This is a genomic window from Mycobacterium sp. IDUB_1, from assembly GCF_055419625.1.
Window position 1 is genome coordinate 536,974 of record NZ_JBVAYA010000004.1, and the last position, 19,929, is coordinate 556,902.

Genomic DNA, 19,929 nt, shown 5'->3' on the forward strand with positions numbered 1-19,929 from the left:
CGATGTTGCACACCGTCGCGGTTCGCGGATACCGCTCACTTCGAGATCTCGTGTTGCCCTTGCGTCGACTGACCGTGGTCACCGGCGCCAACGGCACCGGCAAGTCGTCGCTCTACCGGGCGCTGCGCCTGCTGGCCGACTGCGGTCGCGGCGAGGTGATCGGATCCTTCGCCCGCGAGGGCGGCGTCGAATCGGCGATGTGGGCCGGTCCCGAACACCTCGGCGGAGCACGACGCACCGGGGCCGCCCAGGGCGGCCCTCGCACCCGCTCAGTGTCAATCGAATTGGGCTATGCCGCAGATGATTTCGGATACCTCGTAGATTTCGGCCTCCCCCAGGCGGTCGATTCGGCGTTCACCCGCGATCCGGAGCTCAAACGAGAGCTGGTCTTCGCCGGCCCGGTCGCCCGGCCGACCACCACCCTGGTCCGTCGCGTGCGGGGAATGGTGGAGGTCGCTTCCGAGGGCAGTCGGGGGTTCGACGAGCTGTCGCGCAACCTGCCGGCGCACCGCAGTGTGCTGGCGGAATGGGCGGGTGCCGCACCCGAACTGGTGATGGTCCGGGAACGGTTGCGGGACTGGCGATTCTACGACGGTTTCCGAGCAGACGCGCACGCTCCGGCGCGGCGACCCCACGTCGGCACCCGCACCCCTGTCCTGGCCGACGACGGTTCGGACCTGGCCGCGGCCATACAGACGATTGTGGAAACCGGCGACGACGACCTCGACCGTGCCGTGGCCGCCGCGTTCGACGGAGCGACGGTCTCGGTGTCGGTCACCGAGGGGCTGTTCGACCTCCACGTGCACCAACGCGGCATGCTCCGCCCGCTGCGCAGTGCCGAGATCTCCGACGGCACGCTGCGTTTCCTACTCTGGACGGCCGCACTGTTGAGTCCGCAGCCGCCGTCGCTGATGGTGCTCAACGAACCCGAAACGTCGTTGCACCCCGACCTGCTCCCCCCGCTGGCCGACCTGATCTCCGCCGCCGCGACGACGACCCAGGTGGTGGTGGTGACGCACTCCTCGGCGCTGCGGGAGCGGCTCGCTGCGGCGCCCCTCGGCGAAGACGAGACGACGGAGATCGAACTCGTCAAGGATTGGGGTGAGACGAAAATCGACGGCCAGGAACTGCTGACCACTCCCCCGTGGAACTGGGGGACGCGCTGAGGGTCAGCGGCGCCGCGGCGGCGGCCGCAGCGCGCGGGTGAACAGAACGTTGACCCGCGTCATCGCGAACGCGTACGGCCACCAGAAGAATCGCTTGGAGAAGTACAGCGCGCGGATGTCCACCGAGGTGTAGATCAGATATTTGTTGCGTTGTACGCCACGCAGGATCTTGTCGGCCGCTTTCTCCGGTGACACCGCGTGGCCCCCGAAGCGGTCGGTCCACCACTGCACGCGCGGATCCTCACGATCCACGCCGACGATCTGAACCGACTGCACCAGAGGCGTTTTCACCGCGCCGGGCACCACCACCGAGACGCCGATGCGGTGGCGCGCGAGGTCGAAACGCAGCACCTCCGACAACCCGCGCAGACCGTACTTGCTGGCCGAATAGGCGGCGTGCCACGGCAGAGCGACCAGCCCCGCCGCCGACGAGACGTTGACCAGGTGGCCGCCACGGCCGGCCGCCACCATGGGCGGCAGGAACGTCTCGATGACGTGGATCGGCCCCATCAGATTGACGTCGATCATCGACTTCCAGTGCTGGTGGGTGAGCTGACTGACAGTGCCCCACGCCGACACGCCCGCGATGTTCATCACGACGTCCATTGCGCCGTGGGCAGTGTGGATGTCGGCGGCGAACGCCACGACGGCGTCGTGGTCGGTGATGTCGAGCGCGCGGTGCGCCGCGACGACCGCACCGAGCGCTTGCGCATCGGCCACAGTGGCGGCCAGTCCGTCGGCGTCACGATCGGTGAGATAGAGCTCCGCACCCTGGGCCGCCAGCTTCAGCGCCGTCGCGCGTCCGATTCCGCTGGCCGCACCGGTGAGCAGGCACCGTTTGCTCGCGAAACCGTCGGCGAATCCCATGGGAGGTGACCTTACCGGCCCCCGACCGAGCCCCGGCCCGCCTCACCGCTCGGGCAGCTCGACCCCACCCCAGAGGCTGTTGAGCCACAATCGCTCGGCGATCTCGACCGCCCGGTTCGGATCCGTGTCACGTCCGACGAACGCGCTGTCCAGCGCGAGCGTCATCGACGTCACGGCGACCAGCGTGCGAACCAGCGCCTGCAGATCATCGGAAATAGGACGGGGGCCCGAATCCTGCTCGACCAGACCGACGATCTTGTTGACCACGGTGTCCTGGAAGTCGTCCATGATCTCGCGGATCTGCGCGTCGGTGCTGCGGGCCAGATTGCACGCGCCCATGATCGGGTCGTTGGACGCGAAAACTGCCGCGGCGTATCCGACCATCCGCTTGGCGAAGGACGACGGCGACTCCCCCGGCTCACGCGGCGCGAAGTCGTGGGTGAGCTGATCGAGCTCCGCCATCGCCTCGGCGACGATGACCGCGAGGACGGCGTACTTGGAGTCGAAATAGAAGTAGAAGCCCGATCGGGCGACGCCGGCGCGCTCGCTGATCGTGCTGACCGACAGGTCGGCGAAGGAGCGTTCCTCGAGGAGCTCCCGTACCGCAGCGATGATGGCTTCCCGCTGACGGTCACCGCGGGTCCTACGGGGATCGCTGCTGACGGGATCGGCGGTCATGACAACAAACCTTTGCATCGCGATGCACAGGACACAAACTCCGCGAAACTTGACAGCCGTCAAGTGGGTCCGCCAGGATGATCAGCAGTGACATCGACCACAGTCACCCTCATTCAGGAGTGCCAAGATGCCAACGATCAGCGCCACTGACTACTGGATCGACCAGGCCAAACGACGTCTGAAGCCCACCGCCCTCACCATCCCCGGGATGGGGGCGGTCGAGAAGCGCCTCAAGGACAAGGAGTGGGAGCGGTTCGTCTTCGCCGAGCCGCCGGCCGGCAGCGACCTGAAGGCGATCACCGGAGACTCCGGGCTGCCGATCATCGGTCACATGATCGAGACGTTCCGCGGCGGTCCGGACTTCATCGTCGAGCAGTACCGCAAGCACGGCCCGATCTTCTACTCGCAGTCGCCGGCCCTGTCGGCGGTGATGGCGCTCGGACCCGACGCGACCCAGGCCGTCTTCACCAACCGCAACAAGGACTTCTCGCAGCGCGCCTGGGATCCCATCATCGGCCCGTTCTTCGACGGCGGACTGATGCTCCTGGATTTCGAGGAGCACCTCTTCCACCGCCGCATCATGCAGGAGGCGTTCACCCGCACCCGGCTCTCCGGTTACGTCCCTCACGTCGATTCGGTGGCCACGCGCGTGCTGAGCAACGACTGGGTCGCCGACGATCCGCGCTTCCTGTTCTATCCGGCCATCAAGGAGCTGACCCTCGACATCGCGTCCGAGGTCTTCATGGGCCACCCCGCGGGCACCGACCGCGAACTGGTCACGACGATCAACCAGGCCTTCACCACCACCACGCGCGCGGGCAATGCCATTGTGCGCAAGCCCGTCCCGCCGCTGAGCTGGTGGCGCGGCATCAAGGCCCGCGAGACGCTGGAGCGCTACTTCGTGAGCCGGATCGGCGAGAAGCGTCGCTCGGAGGACACCGACATGTTCAGCGTGCTGTGCCACTCGCAGGACGAAGACGGCGGTAGCTTCACCGACGATCAGATCGTCAGCCACATGATCTTCCTGATGATGGCGGCCCACGACACGTCCACGTCGACGATGACCACGATGGCCTACCACCTGGCCGCCAATCCGGAGTGGCAGGACCGCTTGCGCGAAGAGTCCCAGCGCATCGGCGACGGACCACTCGACATCGAGGCGCTGGAGAAGCTCGAGACCTACGACCTGGTGGTCAACGAGTCGCTGCGGATGATGACGCCGTTGCCGTTCAACTTCCGCCAGACGGTCCGCGACACCGAGCTGCTCGGCTTCTACATTCCTGCCGACACCCCTGTGGTGACGTGGCCGTCGATCAATCACCGGCTGCCCGAGCTGTGGACCGATCCGGAGAAGTTCGACCCGGAGCGCTTCTCGGAGCCGCGCAACGAGCACAAGCGGCATCGCTACGCCTTCGCCCCGTTCGGCGGCGGCGCACACAAGTGCATCGGCATGGTGTTCGGCCAGCTGGAGATCAAGACCGTCATGCACCGCCTGCTCACGCGGTACCGTCTCGAACTCCCGAAGGCCGGATACACACCGCGCTACGACTACGGCGGCATGCCCGTGCCGCTCGACGGAATGCCGATCGTGCTGCGGCCGCTGCGCTGAGCCCTCCGCGCCGAGCCGTCAGGCCAGGAGCCGGTTCGCGCAGGCGATGACCGCGCGCAACGCCGACTGCACCGGATCGGATGACAGGCCCATCGCCCACTCGACTCGAGCGCCGTTGGCGCCCTGGATGAACGTCGCGATGTCGCCTCCCGCGGTGCGCTGATGGAACGCCGTCATCTCCACGGCGACACCTCGGTCGTAGAGCATCGCGGTGAGGGCGGCGACGGGACCGCATGCCGTCGCCTGCGCTGTTCCGATGCGGTCCCCCAGCGCCAGCGTGGCGTGGTACGTCTGTGCCTGCGGCCCCCACCGGGTCGACGGGCGGTCGGCCTCGGCGCAGGCCCACTGGCCGAGCCGCACCGGTCCGCTCGCCGGTGCGAACTCGGCGACGAACTCGTCGTAGGTGCGGCTGTCGGCCTTCGCCCGCAACGGTTCAGGAGCGCGGCCGGTCAGCCGGGCGGCGAACGACGACGTCCGAGAGTGGGCGATCGTGGCGATCGGAGAATTCATGATGTGCCGGCCTTGAGGTCGAGGAGAACGACCGACGGCTACGCAACGACCCACAGCGGGGGGTCGGTCTGGATCAGACCCCGCTGCGGGTTGCTACTACGAGTCGGTTCGGCACGTCGGCGATAGTAGCCCGCTGCCCGTCGGCGCGGCAAGCAGCTTTACTGTAGAGTTTGCCGTGTTCGATGCCGCCGCAACGCCGGCGAAATGCGCACCGCGAAATTACACTCCGGCTATCCCGTTCCTGACATTCGTTTGCCACGCCAGTGAAATACACACTCCGGAAATGCGTCACGACATTTTCGGAGTAGCAACTGACAGCATCTCCGCCGCCGCCAGGAAACACACCCCGATCCTGCCAGCAAAGTCACTTACCTGCGAAATTATCACAATGCCATTTGCTTGCAGCGCTGGCGCTGGCGCGGTCGCAGGAGCGCGGGGGCTCGTGCACAATGGGCCCAATGTCGTGGTCGATGACGGTGCTTCTGGTCGCGGCAGGCATCCTCGGTGGCCTCACCGGAAGCATCGCGGGTTTGGCCTCGGTCGCCACCTATCCCGCGCTTCTGGTCGCGGGATTGCCGCCGGTCGCTGCGAACGTCACCAACACCGTGGCCCTGGTGTTCAACGGCGTCGGGTCGATCCTGGGATCGCGCCCCGAACTAGCCGGGCAGCGCCAGCGTGTGGTGCGGTTGCTGCCCGTCGCGGTGCTGGGTGGAATCGCGGGCGCGGTGTTGCTTCTGTCCACTCCGGCCGAAGGATTCGAGAAGGTGGTGCCCCTGCTGCTCGGCTTCTCCTCATTGGCGATCCTGGCCCCGGTGCGACCTCCGCCGGAACCGGGAGGTGACACTCGGGGCCACAGAGCCCGCAGAATCGCCGAGGCTGTCGCGATCTGCGGGATCTGCATCTACGGCGGATATTTCGGCGCAGCTGCCGGAGTTCTGCTGCTCGCGCTGCTGTTGCGTTCCGGCGCAGCGAGTTTGGCCCACGCCAACGCCATCAAGAACGTCGTACTCGGCGCAGCCAATCTCAGCGCCGCGGTGATCTTCGCCTGCGTCGCGCCGGTGCATTGGACGGCAGTCGTCGTGTTGGGCCTGGGGTGCCTGATCGGCTCCCGATTGGGTCCCGTCGTGGTCCGCCACGCACCCCCGGGACCGATGCGGGTCGTCATCGGGGCGGCCGGTCTCGCCCTGGCGGTCAAGCTCGGCCTGGATGCCTACTGACGATCACAGAAATACGTCACAGAAAAGCGTTGTCGCCCTGGGTCACTCGGGTGCCCAGTGCGATCAGGTTCTCCGCCGAGGTGTGCAACCGTTCCCCCGCTTCGGCACTGGCCCGCCCCGCCAGATAACGGGACCACGTGCCCTCGATCACGATGCCGAGCTTGAAGCAGGCCATCGCGATGTACCAGTCCAGATGGTCGGTTGCCCTACCCCCGGCGTCGCGATAGGCGCGCAACAACTCGGTGCGGCTCGGCAACCCGCCCAGGTCGGCCAGCGCCGCACCCGCCTGGATCGGGTTCGGGCCGTCCGGCCAGCACACCAGCAGCCATCCCAGATCCAGCAGCGGATCCCCGATCGTGGACATCTCCCAGTCGATGAACGCGGCCAACTCCGGGACGTCGCGGCGCAACAACACGTTGTTGAGATGGCAGTCACCGTGCATCACGCCGGGTTCGGCCTCGGGCGGAAGGTTGGCCGTGAGCCACTCCGCGAGCCCGGTCACCGAGGGGAAGGACTCCGGTGCGTAGCGTTCGTGCCGATAGCTCTCGAGGAGCCGCATGAACTGCGGAACCTGCCTGGCGACAAAGGAACCCGGCCGTTTCAGCGCCCCGAGAGCGCTGCCCTGCCATGGCACCTGCCCCAGCTTCGCCAGGCTTGCGGCGTAGGACAGGCCGACGTCGTGGCGCATGCCGGCATCGCGCAGATAGGCGTCGTCGATGTCGGTGCCCGGGTTGAACCCGTCGATGCACTCCATCAGGTAGAAGACCACGCCGAGGACGTCGAGATCGTCACAGCCGGCGATCAATTCGGGGTGTGGGACCGGTGATCCGGCGAGCGTGCCGAGCACCGCGATCTCGCGACGCATGGTGTCGTCACTGGTCGGCCGGGGGTGTTCGGGCGGCCGGCGCAGCACCATCGGCCGTCCGTCGACGCTGACCCGCACCACGATGTTCTGGGAGCCACCGGTCAGCGGGGCGACGTCGTCCACGGTCGATCCGAGACCGATGTCGCGGATCCAGGCCTGCAGCGCGTCGATATCGGACGGGGACAGCGTCACCTCGACTGGCATGACCGCCATAGTGTCAGGTGCGGCACCGGCGGATCCGCCCGTTCGACCAGATCAGTCCAGGATGCGGCGTGCGACGTTGGTGCTGACGAGATCGAGTAGTTCGTCGGAGCGCCCGGCGAGGATGGTCCGGATCGCGTACAGCGAGAAGCCTTTCGCCTGTTCGGCCGTGATGGTCGGGGGGATCGAGAGCTCCTGGCGCGCGGTGACCACGTCGACGACGGCGGGGCCGTCGGTGGCGAACGCGTCGGCGAGCGCCTGCTCCAACTGCGCCGGATGCTCGACGCGACGACCGAAGATCCCCATGGACTCGGCGACCGCCGCGAAGTTCGGATTCACCAGATCGGTGCCGAAGTTGACGATGCCCGCGGCCTTCATCTCGAGTTCGACGAAGTTCAGCGACGAATTGTTGAACACCACGAGTTTCACCGGCAGCCGGTTCTGCACCAGCGTGATGAGGTCGCCGAACAGCATCGTCAGTCCACCGTCGCCCGCCAGGGCCACGATCTGACGGCCCGGCTGTGCGGTCTGGGCGCCGATCGCCAGCGGCAGGGCGCAGGCCATGGTGCCGTGGTTGAACGACCCGATCAACCGGCGGCGCCCGTTCATCTGCAGGTAGCGTGCCGCCCAGACCACCGGCGACCCGACGTCGACGGTGAACACGGCATCCGGGGCAGCGAGCCGATTCACCGCGCCGGCAACGTATTCCGGCCGGATCGGGGTGCGGTCACGGTCGTTGTCGGCGAGTTTGTCCAGCGTCGCGCGCGTCTTGCGGTAGTGCCGCAGTGAGCGCTCCAGGTGCGCGGTGTCCCCCTTGGGGCGCAGCAAGGGCATCAGGGCCGCCACGGTGTCCTTGACGGTGCCCACCAGAGGAAGGTCGACCGGCGTGCGGCGACCCAGGTTCCGGCCGCGGATGTCGACCTGGATGACCCGTGCGTGGTCGGGATAGAACTGTTGATACGGGAAGTCGGTACCCAGCATCAGCAGGGTGTCGCATTCCTTGATCGCCTTATAGCCCGACGCGAAACCCAGTAGTCCCGTCATCCCGACATCGAACGGGTTGTCGTACTCGATGAACTCCTTGCCGCGCAGGGCGTGCACGACAGGGGCTTTCAGCAGATCGGCCAGGGCCACGAGCTCGTCATGGGCGCCCTCGACGCCTGCGCCCCCCAGGATCGTGACCGCCTGCGCGGCGTTGAGGAGCTCGGCTGCCTGGCCCAGCGCTGTGTCGTCGGGCCGCACCACCGACGTCGTCGCACGCACGGGCCGGGTCTGCCAGGCCGTGGGATCCGCCTTCTGCAAGAAGATCTCCCCGGGCACGACCACGACGGCGACGCCGGACTCCTCGACCGCCGTCCGCATCGCCATGTGCAGGATGCGGGGCAGCATCTCCGGTGTGCTGACCAGCTCGCAGTAGACACTGCAGTCGCGGAACAGCTCCTGCGGGTGGGTCTCCTGGAAGTACTCCGAGCCGATCTCGGTCCGCGGGATGTGCGCGGCGATCGCCAGGACCGGAACCCGGCTGCGCTGGGCGTCGAAGAGGCCGTTGATGAGGTGCAGGTTGCCGGGCCCACAGCTGCCGGCGCAGACCGCCAGCGCGCCGGTCAGCGCAGCGTCGGCGGCCGCAGCGAACGCCGCGGTCTCCTCGTGTCGCACGTGCTCCCAGGTGATTTCACCCGAGCGGCGCAGCGCATCGGTGAATCCGTTGAGGCTGTCCCCGGGCAGACCGTAGACCCGCTGGACACCGCTGACGTGCAGCGCTTCGATGACGTGATCGGCGATGGTGGCCACCTCTGGAACCCTAGTGCGCCCCCGCACCCCGAGCACGACACCATTCGGTAAGGGTTGCCGGCGCACCCCGCCGGTAGGTTGGGCGCCATGACCACCCAGGGCGACAAAGCTGCTCACGGCGTCGCCGCGGCCTCGGTGTCCGTCGGCGTGGCGCAACTGCTCGGGGCTGCGTTCGGTCCGCAGGCCGACGTACGCACCGCCGTCGGCTCCTCGGTCATCGAGCGGACCCCCGGCCCACTCAAGGAGTGGGCCATCGAGACATTCGGCACCGCAGACAAGCTCTTCCTGACCGTCGCGGTGCTCGTCGTCGTGGCGGCGCTCGCGATCATCGCGGGCATCGTCGAGACCCCGCGGCGTCCGTGGGGCAGCGCGATGATCGTCGCCGCGGGCGTTCTCGGCTCCGCGGCGGTGCTGTCGCGGCCGGGCGCCGGCGCCGTCGACGTCATTCCCACGGTGGTGGGTGCCGTCTGTGGCGTTGCCGTGCTGCGGTTCCTTACGTCGCGCCGCTTCACCGGTGAGAGCAGCGAGGACGTCACCGCGACGGACACCGACACCGGCAGGCGCCGCTCGCTGATCACGCTCGGATTGATCGTCGCGGGAACGGCCAGCGGGGTCGCCGGGGTCGTGATCACCCGGCTGGCGTCGTCGGTGTCCGGAGACCGCAACGCCTTCGCACTCCCCCGCGTCGCCAAACCCGCGGCCCCGATCCCCGCCGATGTGCAGCCTCCCGACATCGCGCTGCCGTCGTTCGTCACCCGCAACGACGAGTTCTATCGGATCGACACCGCGCTGACCGTGCCGCAGCTCAGTCGTGAGGCGTGGAAGCTGCGCATCCACGGCATGGTCGACCGCGAGGTGACCGTCGACTTCGCCGATCTCGACCGATTCGAGGTGGTCGAACGGATGGTGACACTGACCTGCGTGTCGAATCCGGTAGGCGGTGAACTGATTTCCAATGCGGTGTGGACGGGCTACCGCGTCGCCGATCTACTCGCTGAAGCCGGGGTGCGCCCCGACGCCGACATGGTGATGTCGACATCGGTGGACGGGTGGACGGCCGGCACCCCGGTCGAGGCGCTCACCGCCGACGACGCGCTGCTGGCGATCGGGATGAACGGTCAGCCGCTGCCCATCGAGCACGGCTACCCGGCGCGGCTGGTGGTGCCGGGTCTGTACGGCTACGTGTCGGCGACGAAATGGGTCGTCGACCTCGAGCTCACCCGGTTCGACCGTGCTGAGGCCTACTGGACCAAGCTGGGGTGGGCGGCGCGAGGGCCGATCAAGACCGAGTCGCGTATCGACATCCCCCGGGCCGGCCAGGACGTGACGGCCGGGTCGACGCGGTTCGGCGGCGTGGCGTGGGCGCAAGACCGGGGCGTGCGGTCTGTCGAGGTCAAGATGGACGACGGCGACTGGCAGCAGGCCACGCTCGGTGCCGCCTATTCCGGGGACACCTGGCGGTTGTGGAGTTTTGACTGGCAGGCAACCCCGGGCTTCCACACGATCACCGTGCGCGCCACCGACAACAGCGGCTACACGCAGACGCCCGACCGCGCCGACCCGGTGCCCGACGGCGCCACGGGCTGGCATTCGATCACGTTCAACGTCAAGTGAGCCGGCTGTCGGACCCTCGTGCCAGGGTGGCTGTGTGCTCGTAGCAGACGTCGCGAAAGCCTCCACGGACGTGGCGGCCTCGTCGTCACGGCTGGCGAAACGCGCACGGCTCGGCGAGCTGCTGAGCCAGGCCGGAGCCGAGTCCTCCGAGGTGGTGTCCGTCGTGGTGTCGTGGCTCTCCGGTGAGCTCACGCAGCGCCAGATCGGTGTCGGGTGGGCCGCGCTGCGGTCGCTGCCGGCTCCCGCCCGTGCACCGGTGCTGACGGTGGATCAGGTGGAGGCGACGTTCACCCAGATCGGGGCGACCGCGGGCAAGGGTTCGCAGGCGCGTCGCGCGGAGCTGCTTCACGGATTGTTCGCCGCGGCCACCGACGTCGAGCAGGCGTTCCTGCGCCGGCTGCTGGGCGGGGAGTTGCGCCAGGGCGCGCTGATCGGGGTGATGGTCGACGCGGTCGCCGCGGCGTCCGGTGCACCGGCGCCGTCGGTGCGCCGGGCCGCGATGCTCAGCGGTGACCTCCCATCCGTGGCAGCGGCCGCGCTCGCCGGCGGTGAAGACGCGCTGGCGCAGTTCACGTTGCGGGTCGGCACCCCGGTCGGTCCGATGCTCGCGCAGACCGCCACCGATGTGGCCGACGCGCTGGAACGTCTGGGCGGCACCGCGGTCTTCGAGGCCAAACTCGACGGGGCGCGCGTGCAGATCCATCGCGACGGCGATCAGGTGTCGATCTTCACCCGCAGCTTGGACGACGTGACGGCGCGGCTGCCCGAGGTCGTCGATGCGGTGCTGGCGCTGCCGGTGACGGACCTGATCGCCGATGCGGAGGCCATCGCGCTGAAACCCGACGGGCGACCGCACCGATTCCAGGTGACCGCGTCGCGGTTCGGGCGGCGGGGCAGCTCCGGCCCGAACGAGCAGCGGCTGTCGGTCTTCTTCTTCGATCTGCTGCGCGCCGACGGAACCGACCTGCTGGATCGCCCGGCGCACGAACGCATCGCGGTGATGGATGCCCTCGTGCCGTCCGATCAGCGGGTCGACCGGCTGGTCACCTCCGACGCCGACGATGCGCACCGCTTCCTGGATGCCACGCTGGCAGCGGGCCATGAAGGTGTCATCGCGAAGTCCGTCGACGCCGCCTACGAGGCAGGCCGCCGCGGCGCCGGCTGGCTGAAGATCAAACCGGTGCACACGCTCGATCTGGTGGTGCTGGCCGTCGAATGGGGGTCGGGGCGGCGCACCGGCAAGCTGTCCAACATCCATCTCGGCGCCCGGGACGAGACGACGGGCGAGCTGAAGATGTTGGGCAAGACGTTCAAGGGCATGACCGACGAGATGCTGGCGTGGCAGACCCAGCGCTTTCTCGAGCTCGCTGACGGAGCGGCGCCGGCCGCGACATCAGGCACAGGTCCCACCGATGGCTACGTGGTGACGGTGCGGCCGGAACAGGTCGTCGAGATCGCCTTCGACGGAATCCAGACCTCGACGCGCTACCCCGCCGGGATGGCCCTGCGGTTCGCCCGTGTGCTGCGCTACCGCGACGACAAGACGGCCGCCGAGGCCGACACCGTCGCCACCGTGCGAGCCTTCCACGACCGCAGCGGTTGATCCGGCAGAGACAAGCCGGGCCGGGCGTCAGGATTCGGCCGCGCGGTACGCCGCGACCACAGGCTCCAGCTCGTCGGGTGTGGCGCCGTGCATGATGACCGCGTCGGCGCCATAGTCGAGTTCCGCGCGCACCCGCGCAGCACACTGCGACGCCGAACCCGTCGCCGCCGGCTCCAACCACTCGTCGGGGATCAGCGTCGCGATGTGCTCGATCTGCTCCGGTGTCGCCTTGTGATCGATACCGCCCGCAACCGACTGCACCACCTCGTCGGCGCGAAAACGTTGCAGCACAGCCGCATCCCACTCATTGGTGCGGACCAGTAGGTCACCATAACCCTGGAGATAGGTCGCCAGTCGAGCCACCGTCTTCTTCAGCCGCAGCTCCTCGGGGAGGTGATCGCCGACGGTGGCAAGGCACGACCAGACCCGCACCTGCCCAGGATCCCGGCCGGCCTGCTCGGCCGCGCTCTTGACGATGCGTACAGCTCGCTGCAGCGTCTCCGGAGTGAAGTAGGTGTGGAGGATGACGTCGTCGAACTGGCGCCCGCCCAATGCCAGCGTCTGCGGACCGAACGCGACGATCGCCAGCCGAATGTCCTCGTCGAAGTCGCCGTCGAGGTAGAGCACCGGGTACCGGCCGATCGGCCCGTCGTGGCCGACGATGGCCCCGCCGCGCCACAGTGTGCGCATCACCTCCGCGAAGTCCTCCATCTGCGCGGTGGTCACCGCGGGCACTCCGAAACCCTGATAGATGGCCGCGATTCCGCGCCCGATGCCGAGGGTGAATCTGCCTCCGGAGAGGCGGTGCATCGTCGTGGCCCACGAACCGGTGATCAGCGGGTGGCGGGTGTTGTGGTTGGTCGCCGCCGTCGCAATCTGCATACGCTCGGTCACGGCCAGCGCCGCCCCGGTCAACGAGGAAGCCTCCTTGACGTTCCACCGTTCGGAGATGAACGCGGTGCCGAATCCGAGCGCCTCCCCGTGGCGAGCCTCTTCGAGCAGGCTCGCCGGACCGTCACCACCCGCGCCGGCCAACAGGTAGTACCCCAGCTCGCCGAGCACCCGGTCCATGCGACGACCATACAACTTCGGCACATGTGTTCATTCGAGCGACGGCGGAGTCTAGAGTCCAGACCATGTCAGAGCCGACACACTTCACCGTCCCCGGTGCCTTGGACGCCATCGCCGCAGTCATCGGCGACCGCGAGTTCATCGTCGCGGGCGATCGACGTTTCACCTACGCGCACACCGTCGAACGGTCGAATCGGCTGGCCGGCTACCTCCACAGCCAAGGCCTCGGTTGCCACACCGAGCGGTCGGCGCTGGCCGGCCATGAGGTCGGACAGGACCTGCTCGGCATCTACGCCCACAACGGACCCGAGTACGTCGAGGGCATGCTCGGCGCCTGGCGGGCCCGGGTGGCGCCGTTCAACGTGAACTACCGCTACGTCCGGAGCGAACTGCAGTACCTGCTCGCGGACGCGGGCGCCACGGCGATGCTTTATCACGCCGCGTTCGCCCCGCGCCTGGCCGAGGTCCTCCCCGACCTCCCCTCAGTGCGGGTGCTGATCCAGATCGCCGACGACTCCGGCAATGAATTACTCCCCGGCGCAGTCGATTACGAGTCGATCGTGGCCGACGGTCCGGCCGATGCCCCGCCGGTCGAGCCGTCACCGGACGACCTCTACGTGCTCTACACCGGCGGCACCACCGGTATGCCCAAGGGTGTGCTGTGGCGATCGCACGACATCTTCATGGCGTCGTTCGGCGGTCGCAGCCTCTACACCGGCGAGACCGCTATGAGCTACGCCGACCTGGCCACGCGCTGCGCAGAGTCACCAGGCACCAAGTTGCTGGTGCTGCCGCCGCTGATGCACGGGGCCGCCCAGTGGGCCGTGATGACCTCGATGACGATGGGTCAGACAGTGGTGTTCTCCGCGGTCACCGATCACCTCGACGTCGACGATGTCGTGCGCACGATCGAACGGGAAAAGGTGCTGACCGTCACCGTGGTCGGCGATGCGATGGCGCGTCCGCTTGCCGACGCGTTCGAGCGCACCGACGCCGACCTGTCCTCGCTGGCCGTGGTGGCCAGCGGTGGAGCCCGGCTGACGCCGACCGCTAAGCAGCGCCTGATCGACACCAAACCGAACCTGATGGTGGTCGACAGCGTGGGCTCCTCGGAGACCGGAGCCCAGATGACCCACATGTCGGCGCCGGGCGCGGTGTCGACGGGCACCTTCACCGCCGGACCCGACACTTTTGTCACCGCAGAAGATCTCGGCTCCATCCTCGAGCCGGGACACGACGGCATCGGATGGCTGGCGCAGCGCGGCTACGTCCCTCTCGGCTACAAAGGCGATGCAGCCAAGACGGCGGCCACCTTCCCGGTCATCGACGGCGTCCGCTACTCCGTTCCGGGCGATCGTGCTCGTCACCTCGCCGACGGCGTGATCGAACTGCTCGGCCGCGATTCGGTGACCATCAACTCCGGCGGAGAGAAGATCTTCGCCGAGGAGGTGGAGACCGCCGTGGCGTCGCACCCGGCCGTGGCCGACGTCGTCGTCGCGAGTAGACCCAGCGACCGATGGGGGCAGGAGGTGGTCGCCGTCGTCGCGCTCGCCGACGGTGTCGAGGCCACGGCGCAGGAGCTGATCGACCACGCGGGAACCGTGCTCGCGCGCTATAAGTTGCCCAAAGCCGTGGTGTTCCGGCCCATCATCGAGCGCAGCCCCGCCGGCAAAGCCGACTACCGCTGGGCGCGCGACCAGGCGAGCGCCGAATCCTGAGCTATTACACCACGATTCGGCCCACACAGCAGCGGTGCGCCGCCTGATTCAGGCGACGCACCGCTGGTGTGACGAGATCAGGCGACGTCGCAGGCCGAGCCGTCGAGCAGGCACAGATCCTGGTCGGCGCCGAGCAGTCCACCGGACTGCGCACCCGCGAAGCTCAACAGGTTGTTCTGCGCGCTGTCCTTACCGTAGGGCGTGTAGAAGTCGTAGTCCGCCAACCCCTTCGACGCGTTGTAGATGTTGAACAGCGGGATCGCCCCGAAGATGGTGCGCAGCTCGTAACGCGTCTTGTCGCCGTCCGGGTCGGGCATCGAGTAATACCCCTCACCGAACGGGGAGTTGCCCATGTACTTCATGTTGAAGATCGAGCCGACCGGAGGGACCTCGCCCTTGGCGGTGCCGACTCCGTTGACGGAGCTGTTGACATCGGTGACCAGGATCGCCTTCGAGTACCCGCGGGAGAGGTCCCACTGAGTGCTGACGTCGGCGTCGACGCTGCCGATCTTGACGCCCTTGGAGTCGAACACGTCGAACTGCTGGTAGCCCTGGACGATGACCTCGCGCGGGGGCAGGCCGTTGACCCCGGTGTAGGTGATGTCCGACGTCGGCTTGAAGGTGTAGTCACCGACGGTGTACGAGTCGCGGGTGGGCTCGTCGGAGGCGTTGAAGCTCAGCGGCAGTTCGTCGACGACCTGGCCCTTACGGGTCTGCGAGATCAGCAGCGTCTTGACGATGTCGTTGCCCTCCTGGGGCAGGGAGTAGTAGAGCGCGTACTCCGACGCGTCCTTCCAGTAGATGATGTTGTAGACCGATCCGACCGGCGGGATCATCCCGTCTTCGACGCCGGATGGGCCGTCGACGGAGGTCACGATGATCGCCTGGCTGGTGGTGCCCCAGAAGTCCGATGTCACGGTGGTCACGCCGTCGAAGGTGCCGATGAGCGTGTTGGTCTCATCGTCGTAGATCCCGAACTTCTGCGTGCCCTGGATCGCGTTGAACAGCGGCTCGTATCCGACGAACCCGGTGTACTCCAGCGTGTCATCCTGGACCGGCTTGATGTGGTACCCATTGGTCAGGTAGATCGGCCGGTTGATGCCCTCGTAGTCGGTGAGGAAATCGGCCGCGCTGTAGTTGCGCCGGAATGGGTCCCCGTTGAGCGGCAGCGACCCGAATCGCGTGACGTACCTGTAGGACACCACATCCGTGCCCTCTTGGGCGAGCGCGGAGTACACCTGTCCGGCGCGACCGTTGGTGATGACGGCGAAGATCGAACCGTCCGGCGGAATGTCCTTGTTGTCGACACCCTGCTGGTAGCCCTCGGCGACGTTCGTGACGTCGAGGACGACGATCTGCAGCGAGCGGTTACCCGCACCGATGTCGTTGTTCATCGCGACGAGACCCTTGATGGTGGCCACCGTGTCGCCGGTCTCGGGATCGATGAGATCGAAGTCCTGCTTGCCCTGGAGCACGCCCGGGAACGCCGGAACCATCGTGTACTTGCCGTAGAACGAGGTGATCGTGGGCTCGCCCACCGGACGGACCTCGAGGCCGTTCCACACCATCGTCGGATCGCTCGGCTGCGCCTGCGAGTCGAGTTCGCGGCGTGACGCCGCGGCAACGAGCCACGCGAACGGCGAGTTCGCATTCGGCGCCGCGGGTGCGTTGCCGCTGAACACGTCGAGGAAGCGCTTGAACAGCGTCACGAGCGGGCCCTGCGACACGGTCGTGGTCGAGGCCTCTTCGGTGTCTGTCGCGACCTCGGTGGTCGTCTTCGCCGACGCGGTCGACACGTTGACCAGCGTCTTGGGAGTCGTGGCTGCTTCGGGGGCATCGACGGTGATCGTCGACAGCAGACCCTTCAGACCCTTGGGCGTCTTCGTCGTCTTCGTCGGAGCCGCTTCGTCGGTGACGGTGGGAGTGACACTCTCGGTGTCGTCTCCGGTCGATGCGCCGGCCTCGGCAGGCTTCCAGGACCAGCGCGGCTTCTTCGGGGGCGCCTTCACCGTGTCGGTGTCGTCGCCGGGCGTCTCGGTCGCGTCGTCAGAGGGCACCTGCGGAGTGTCGGACGGCTGGTCCGTCTCGGTTCCCGGCTTGGGCTTGTGACCGCTGAACAGTTCTTTCCAGACGTTCTTGCGGTCCTTCTTGTCCGGGGCCTTGTCGGCGTCTTTGTCGCCGTCAGTTCCGGTGTCCTTGACGTCCTTGGCGTCCTTGGTGTCCTGGCCGCCGGCGCCCGTCTCTTTGCTCGACCCTTTGCCAGCGCCCAGGGCGCCACCGGGAGTCTGGCTGCCCGTATCCGATGTCGAACCCGCATCGGTGGAGTCCGCGTAGGCCACCCCTTGGCCCGCGAAGACCGCGGCGCCTACACCCAGGGCGACCGCCAGGCCTCCGATACGACCGACGTAACAACCAGCGTTCATTGCTCTCCCCAGGACTACAAGCGACTTGTGACCGAAACTATACAATTCAGGACCGTTCGCACAGCCCGTTTCCAGAGTTAACCAGAAAACTTTCACTATTTTGCTGACCGGCGGGTGACCGCCGTCTTACCTACCGCCGTTCAGCCGACCTTTCGAGGCAGGTCGAAGGTGTCGTACACGAAGGACAGGTCGTTCTGAATCCGCTCCGCGCTCAGCCCGAAGCGGTCGGGGGCGTGCTGGTGCTTGCTCTTGTACGACCGCTGCTTCTCGGCCTGCGCACGCACCTCGGCCAGGAATGACGCGGTGGGCTCGATTTCGGCGAACTCACAGATGCGCTCGATCGTCGGCTCCAGGTTCTGGATCAGATCGGGATAGCGCACCACACACAGGTTCTTCTCCGGGATCTGGCCCGAGGTGTAGGCGTCGTGGAACACCTTCAGCATTGCGCAGGATGCCTGGTAGAGGTTCTCTACCCAGCGCTGCTGGTCCTCGGCGGATGTGCGATTGAACGCGTCGTAGCCGTTCTCCAGCACACTCGCGATCAGCGACATACCCGATGGGATGACCTCGACCGGATCGCGCACGATGTAGACGAGCTTGGCATCCGGATAGCGTTCGAGCACCTCGTCGAGGCGGAATGTCAGCATGCTCGTCTTGGCGAGGATGCGACGATCCTTCTTGTAGAAGAGGTTCCTTCGCCAGAGCTCTTCGTAGTAACCGAAGAATCGCTCCCGCTCCCGAGGAGCCGCGCCGTCGATGCCGAAGCAGCGCCGCGACAGGTCGCTCCCCCAGGTGTCCTGCCAGGCCAGGAAGTACGCCCAGGCGAACGGGCCGTCGAGGGTGTGGAAGAACCACGCCGGGTCGTCGGTCTCGATGCCGCGCAAGCTGGTGTCGTGCACATCCGACGGGTGATAGCGCGCCGGCGAGAGCCGATCCAGCTTGGGCACGATCCGACCGAGCAGTTTGCGCGCGCTGATCGCCGGAAACAGCATCTCCCATAGCTCGAACGCCGACAGGCCGCCGTTACTCAGCAGAAAGCGGTGCAGGAAGGTGGTGCCGCTGCGCGGGTTGCCGATGATGAAGATCGGGCGATCGATCGGCTCGTCTTTGTAGCGCGGGAACACGAGGCGGTCCAGGCCCATGGTGGCCGCGGACACGCCTCCTCGCACCTGCAGGATCAGAAAGGTACCGAGTGGCCGCAGCCACAACCCGAAGGTCTTGTTGATGACTCGGTAGACCCGCAGGTACCGGTCCATTCAGCCCTCCCACACGGCGGCGGCACCCACGATGGTGAATCCCGCTGCGGCACTTGCCATCACGATCTTGTCACCGGGCTCGACCGTGCCGTGCTTGAGCCGGTACTCGAGCGCCAGCGCCCACGCGGTGCTCGCGGTGTTGCCGAACAGCGAATGTGTGTGCACACAGGCCTGCGGGCGGGCGCCGAGCTCGGTGAAGACCCGCTCGAGCACCGCCTCGCTGGGCTGGTGCAAGGCATAGTGGTCGATCTCTTCCGAGGACCAGCCGAGCTCTGCGAGCATCTCGCGAATCGCGGGTGGTACGTGGACCGAGAGCGCGAACAGCTCCTTGGACTTCGACGTGAAGTGCCCGTCGACCGGCGTCTTGCACAGTCCGTAGTGCTCACACAGCGTCTTGTGGAAGATGCCCTCCAGCCGAGCACTGCCGCCGGCCAGCGGCTCGCGCGACACCAGCAGCGCAGCAGCGGCGTTGCCCAGGGTCAGCCCGGCGGCGAACACCGCAACGTCCTGCAGACCCCGCATGTCGTAGGTGATGCGGTCGCGAGTCAGCTCACCGGCGCAGATCAGGGCGGTCTTCATCTCCGGATGTAGCGCGAAATATCCGGCGACCGTGTGCATGGCCTCGATCAGGCCGGCGCACGCGCAGGTGACGTCGGTGGCATGCAGTGGACGTGCGCCGAGCCGACCGGCGACCTCCGCGGCCGTCGCCGGCTCGAAGTTATCGCGGGCGATACCGCCGTAGACCACCAGATCCAGATCGGTGGCCGCCACGCGGTTCTGCTCCAGACAGGCCAGCGCCGCCTGCGTTGCAAACTCTCCCGGCGACAGAGTCGTGCTCTGATCCAGGTAGCGGGTCTTGGTGTTGCAGCGGTCGAAGACGTAGCGAATGGTTTGCTCGACTCCGTCCCACTCCGCGGCCGGACCTGTGAACTCGCCGCGAACGAGCGCGAGAACCTCGTCGTTGTCCATTGCTGTTTCGGGCAGCACTGTGGCAGGCCGCGAGAAGTAAAGAGTTGGAAGCGTCATGAGCCGATCCCCCTGTTCAGTAGTGGCGCGATCATTGCGGTGAGCTGGTCATAACCTATGAGCCACGGGGCGGCTCCGCAATTGCAGCACACGAAACATAGCGTCTTGTCACTGCGCATTGGAAGTTACCCTGCCCTTCGACACCTGTCAGCGGATTGGGCAAGCCTGAGAATTTGGCACGACCTTCTACCAGGCCGCTCATAGATTGTCCCCCGACGCGGCCCTCTATATTGACAGTTCCGTAATATTTCTACCTGGCCGAAGGTTAGCTGATGATCTGCTGTGGAGGGCACGAATCATCACCAGTGTTTTCC

15 protein-coding genes are annotated in these 19,929 nt (G+C 67.0%); 6 read left to right on the forward strand and 9 right to left on the reverse strand.

Features of this window, described 5'->3' with window-relative positions:
• The first annotated feature begins 2 nt into the window (after positions 1-2).
• Entirely contained in the window at positions 3-1,166 is a 1,164-nt protein-coding gene (locus tag ACZYYX_RS23580; RefSeq protein ID WP_463817033.1) for an AAA family ATPase, read from the forward strand.
• Between the two features lie 3 nt (positions 1,167-1,169).
• Here the strand turns inward: ACZYYX_RS23580 and ACZYYX_RS23585 are convergent, their stop codons facing one another.
• The gene (locus ACZYYX_RS23585) at positions 1,170-2,033 is read right to left on the reverse strand and encodes an SDR family oxidoreductase (RefSeq protein ID WP_463817034.1); all 864 of its coding nucleotides are present in this window, start codon (positions 2,031-2,033) and stop codon (positions 1,170-1,172) included.
• A 42-nt stretch (positions 2,034-2,075) separates the two neighbouring features.
• Positions 2,076-2,711, reverse strand: a complete 636-nt coding sequence (locus ACZYYX_RS23590) for a TetR/AcrR family transcriptional regulator (RefSeq protein ID WP_463817035.1) — start codon at positions 2,709-2,711, stop codon at positions 2,076-2,078.
• A 127-nt stretch (positions 2,712-2,838) separates the two neighbouring features.
• On the opposite strand from ACZYYX_RS23590, the gene ACZYYX_RS23595 reads away from it, so the two are divergent.
• A complete protein-coding gene (locus ACZYYX_RS23595) occupies positions 2,839-4,320 on the forward strand; it encodes a cytochrome P450 (RefSeq protein WP_463817036.1) in 1,482 nt (493 codons plus the stop codon).
• An 18-nt stretch (positions 4,321-4,338) separates the two neighbouring features.
• Here the strand turns inward: ACZYYX_RS23595 and ACZYYX_RS23600 are convergent, their stop codons facing one another.
• Complete coding sequence (locus ACZYYX_RS23600; protein WP_463817037.1) at positions 4,339-4,830, reverse strand: homocitrate synthase; 492 nt, start codon at positions 4,828-4,830, stop codon at positions 4,339-4,341.
• A gap of 458 nt (positions 4,831-5,288) precedes the next feature.
• Here ACZYYX_RS23600 and ACZYYX_RS23605 point away from each other — a divergent pair, with 458 nt between their 5' ends.
• Complete coding sequence (locus tag ACZYYX_RS23605; protein ID WP_463817038.1) at positions 5,289-6,047, forward strand: sulfite exporter TauE/SafE family protein; 759 nt, start codon at positions 5,289-5,291, stop codon at positions 6,045-6,047.
• A gap of 16 nt (positions 6,048-6,063) precedes the next feature.
• On the opposite strand, the gene ACZYYX_RS23610 is transcribed toward ACZYYX_RS23605, so the two are convergent.
• Together ACZYYX_RS23610 and poxB are read right to left on the reverse strand one after the other, a co-directional pair.
• Complete coding sequence (locus tag ACZYYX_RS23610; protein ID WP_463817039.1) at positions 6,064-7,116, reverse strand: phosphotransferase family protein; 1,053 nt, start codon at positions 7,114-7,116, stop codon at positions 6,064-6,066.
• 51 nt (positions 7,117-7,167) lie between these two features.
• Entirely contained in the window at positions 7,168-8,904 is a 1,737-nt protein-coding gene (poxB, locus tag ACZYYX_RS23615; RefSeq protein WP_463817040.1) for a ubiquinone-dependent pyruvate dehydrogenase, read from the reverse strand.
• Between the two features lie 87 nt (positions 8,905-8,991).
• Between poxB and ACZYYX_RS23620 the strand changes: the two genes are divergently transcribed.
• Both ACZYYX_RS23620 and ACZYYX_RS23625 read left to right on the forward strand, forming a co-directional pair.
• Entirely contained in the window at positions 8,992-10,518 is a 1,527-nt protein-coding gene (locus ACZYYX_RS23620; RefSeq protein ID WP_463817042.1) for a molybdopterin-dependent oxidoreductase, read from the forward strand.
• Between the two features lie 34 nt (positions 10,519-10,552).
• Positions 10,553-12,121: an ATP-dependent DNA ligase gene (locus tag ACZYYX_RS23625; protein ID WP_463817044.1), complete on the forward strand. Its 1,569-nt coding sequence runs from the start codon at positions 10,553-10,555 to the stop codon at positions 12,119-12,121.
• A gap of 27 nt (positions 12,122-12,148) precedes the next feature.
• Here ACZYYX_RS23625 and ACZYYX_RS23630 read toward each other — a convergent pair whose 3' ends face one another.
• Positions 12,149-13,192, reverse strand: coding sequence for a TIGR03857 family LLM class F420-dependent oxidoreductase (locus ACZYYX_RS23630; protein WP_463817045.1), 1,044 nt, complete (start codon positions 13,190-13,192; stop codon positions 12,149-12,151).
• Between the two features lie 65 nt (positions 13,193-13,257).
• On the opposite strand from ACZYYX_RS23630, the gene ACZYYX_RS23635 reads away from it, so the two are divergent.
• The gene (locus tag ACZYYX_RS23635) at positions 13,258-14,910 is read left to right on the forward strand and encodes an acyl-CoA synthetase (protein WP_463817046.1); all 1,653 of its coding nucleotides are present in this window, start codon (positions 13,258-13,260) and stop codon (positions 14,908-14,910) included.
• 77 nt (positions 14,911-14,987) lie between these two features.
• Here ACZYYX_RS23635 and ACZYYX_RS23640 read toward each other — a convergent pair whose 3' ends face one another.
• The 3 genes from ACZYYX_RS23640 to ACZYYX_RS23650 all read right to left on the reverse strand — a co-directional run bounded on the left by ACZYYX_RS23640 (position 14,988) and on the right by ACZYYX_RS23650 (position 19,615).
• Entirely contained in the window at positions 14,988-17,333 is a 2,346-nt protein-coding gene (locus tag ACZYYX_RS23640; protein ID WP_463817047.1) for a hypothetical protein, read from the reverse strand.
• Positions 17,334-17,473: 140 nt separating this feature from the next.
• On the reverse strand, positions 17,474-18,589 hold the full coding sequence (locus ACZYYX_RS23645; RefSeq protein WP_463817048.1) for a sulfotransferase family protein: 1,116 nt from the start codon (positions 18,587-18,589) through the stop codon (positions 17,474-17,476).
• Positions 18,590-19,615 (reverse strand): 3-oxoacyl-ACP synthase III family protein, encoded by a 1,026-nt coding sequence (locus ACZYYX_RS23650; RefSeq protein WP_463817049.1) that lies wholly within the window; start codon positions 19,613-19,615, stop codon positions 18,590-18,592. It lies immediately after the preceding gene.
• Positions 19,616-19,929: the final 314 nt, after the last annotated feature.

Excerpts from the sequence above, each read along its gene's own strand:
- ACZYYX_RS23600 (WP_463817037.1), bottom strand. The coding sequence starts at position 4,830 with ATGAATTCTCCGATCGCCACGATCGCCCACTCTCGGACGTCGTCGTTC.
- ACZYYX_RS23650 (WP_463817049.1), bottom strand. The coding sequence starts at position 19,615 with ATGACGCTTCCAACTCTTTACTTCTCGCGGCCTGCCACAGTGCTGCCC.
- ACZYYX_RS23635 (WP_463817046.1), top strand. The coding sequence starts at position 13,258 with ATGTCAGAGCCGACACACTTCACCGTCCCCGGTGCCTTGGACGCCATC.
- ACZYYX_RS23605 (WP_463817038.1), top strand. The coding sequence starts at position 5,289 with ATGTCGTGGTCGATGACGGTGCTTCTGGTCGCGGCAGGCATCCTCGGT.
- ACZYYX_RS23620 (WP_463817042.1), top strand. The coding sequence starts at position 8,992 with ATGACCACCCAGGGCGACAAAGCTGCTCACGGCGTCGCCGCGGCCTCG.
- ACZYYX_RS23580 (WP_463817033.1), top strand. The coding sequence starts at position 3 with ATGTTGCACACCGTCGCGGTTCGCGGATACCGCTCACTTCGAGATCTC.
- ACZYYX_RS23590 (WP_463817035.1), bottom strand. The coding sequence starts at position 2,711 with ATGACCGCCGATCCCGTCAGCAGCGATCCCCGTAGGACCCGCGGTGAC.
- ACZYYX_RS23645 (WP_463817048.1), bottom strand. The coding sequence starts at position 18,589 with ATGGACCGGTACCTGCGGGTCTACCGAGTCATCAACAAGACCTTCGGG.
- ACZYYX_RS23610 (WP_463817039.1), bottom strand. The coding sequence starts at position 7,116 with ATGCCAGTCGAGGTGACGCTGTCCCCGTCCGATATCGACGCGCTGCAG.
- ACZYYX_RS23585 (WP_463817034.1), bottom strand. The coding sequence starts at position 2,033 with ATGGGATTCGCCGACGGTTTCGCGAGCAAACGGTGCCTGCTCACCGGT.
- ACZYYX_RS23640 (WP_463817047.1), bottom strand. The coding sequence starts at position 17,333 with ATGAACGCTGGTTGTTACGTCGGTCGTATCGGAGGCCTGGCGGTCGCC.
- ACZYYX_RS23630 (WP_463817045.1), bottom strand. The coding sequence starts at position 13,192 with ATGGACCGGGTGCTCGGCGAGCTGGGGTACTACCTGTTGGCCGGCGCG.
- ACZYYX_RS23595 (WP_463817036.1), top strand. The coding sequence starts at position 2,839 with ATGCCAACGATCAGCGCCACTGACTACTGGATCGACCAGGCCAAACGA.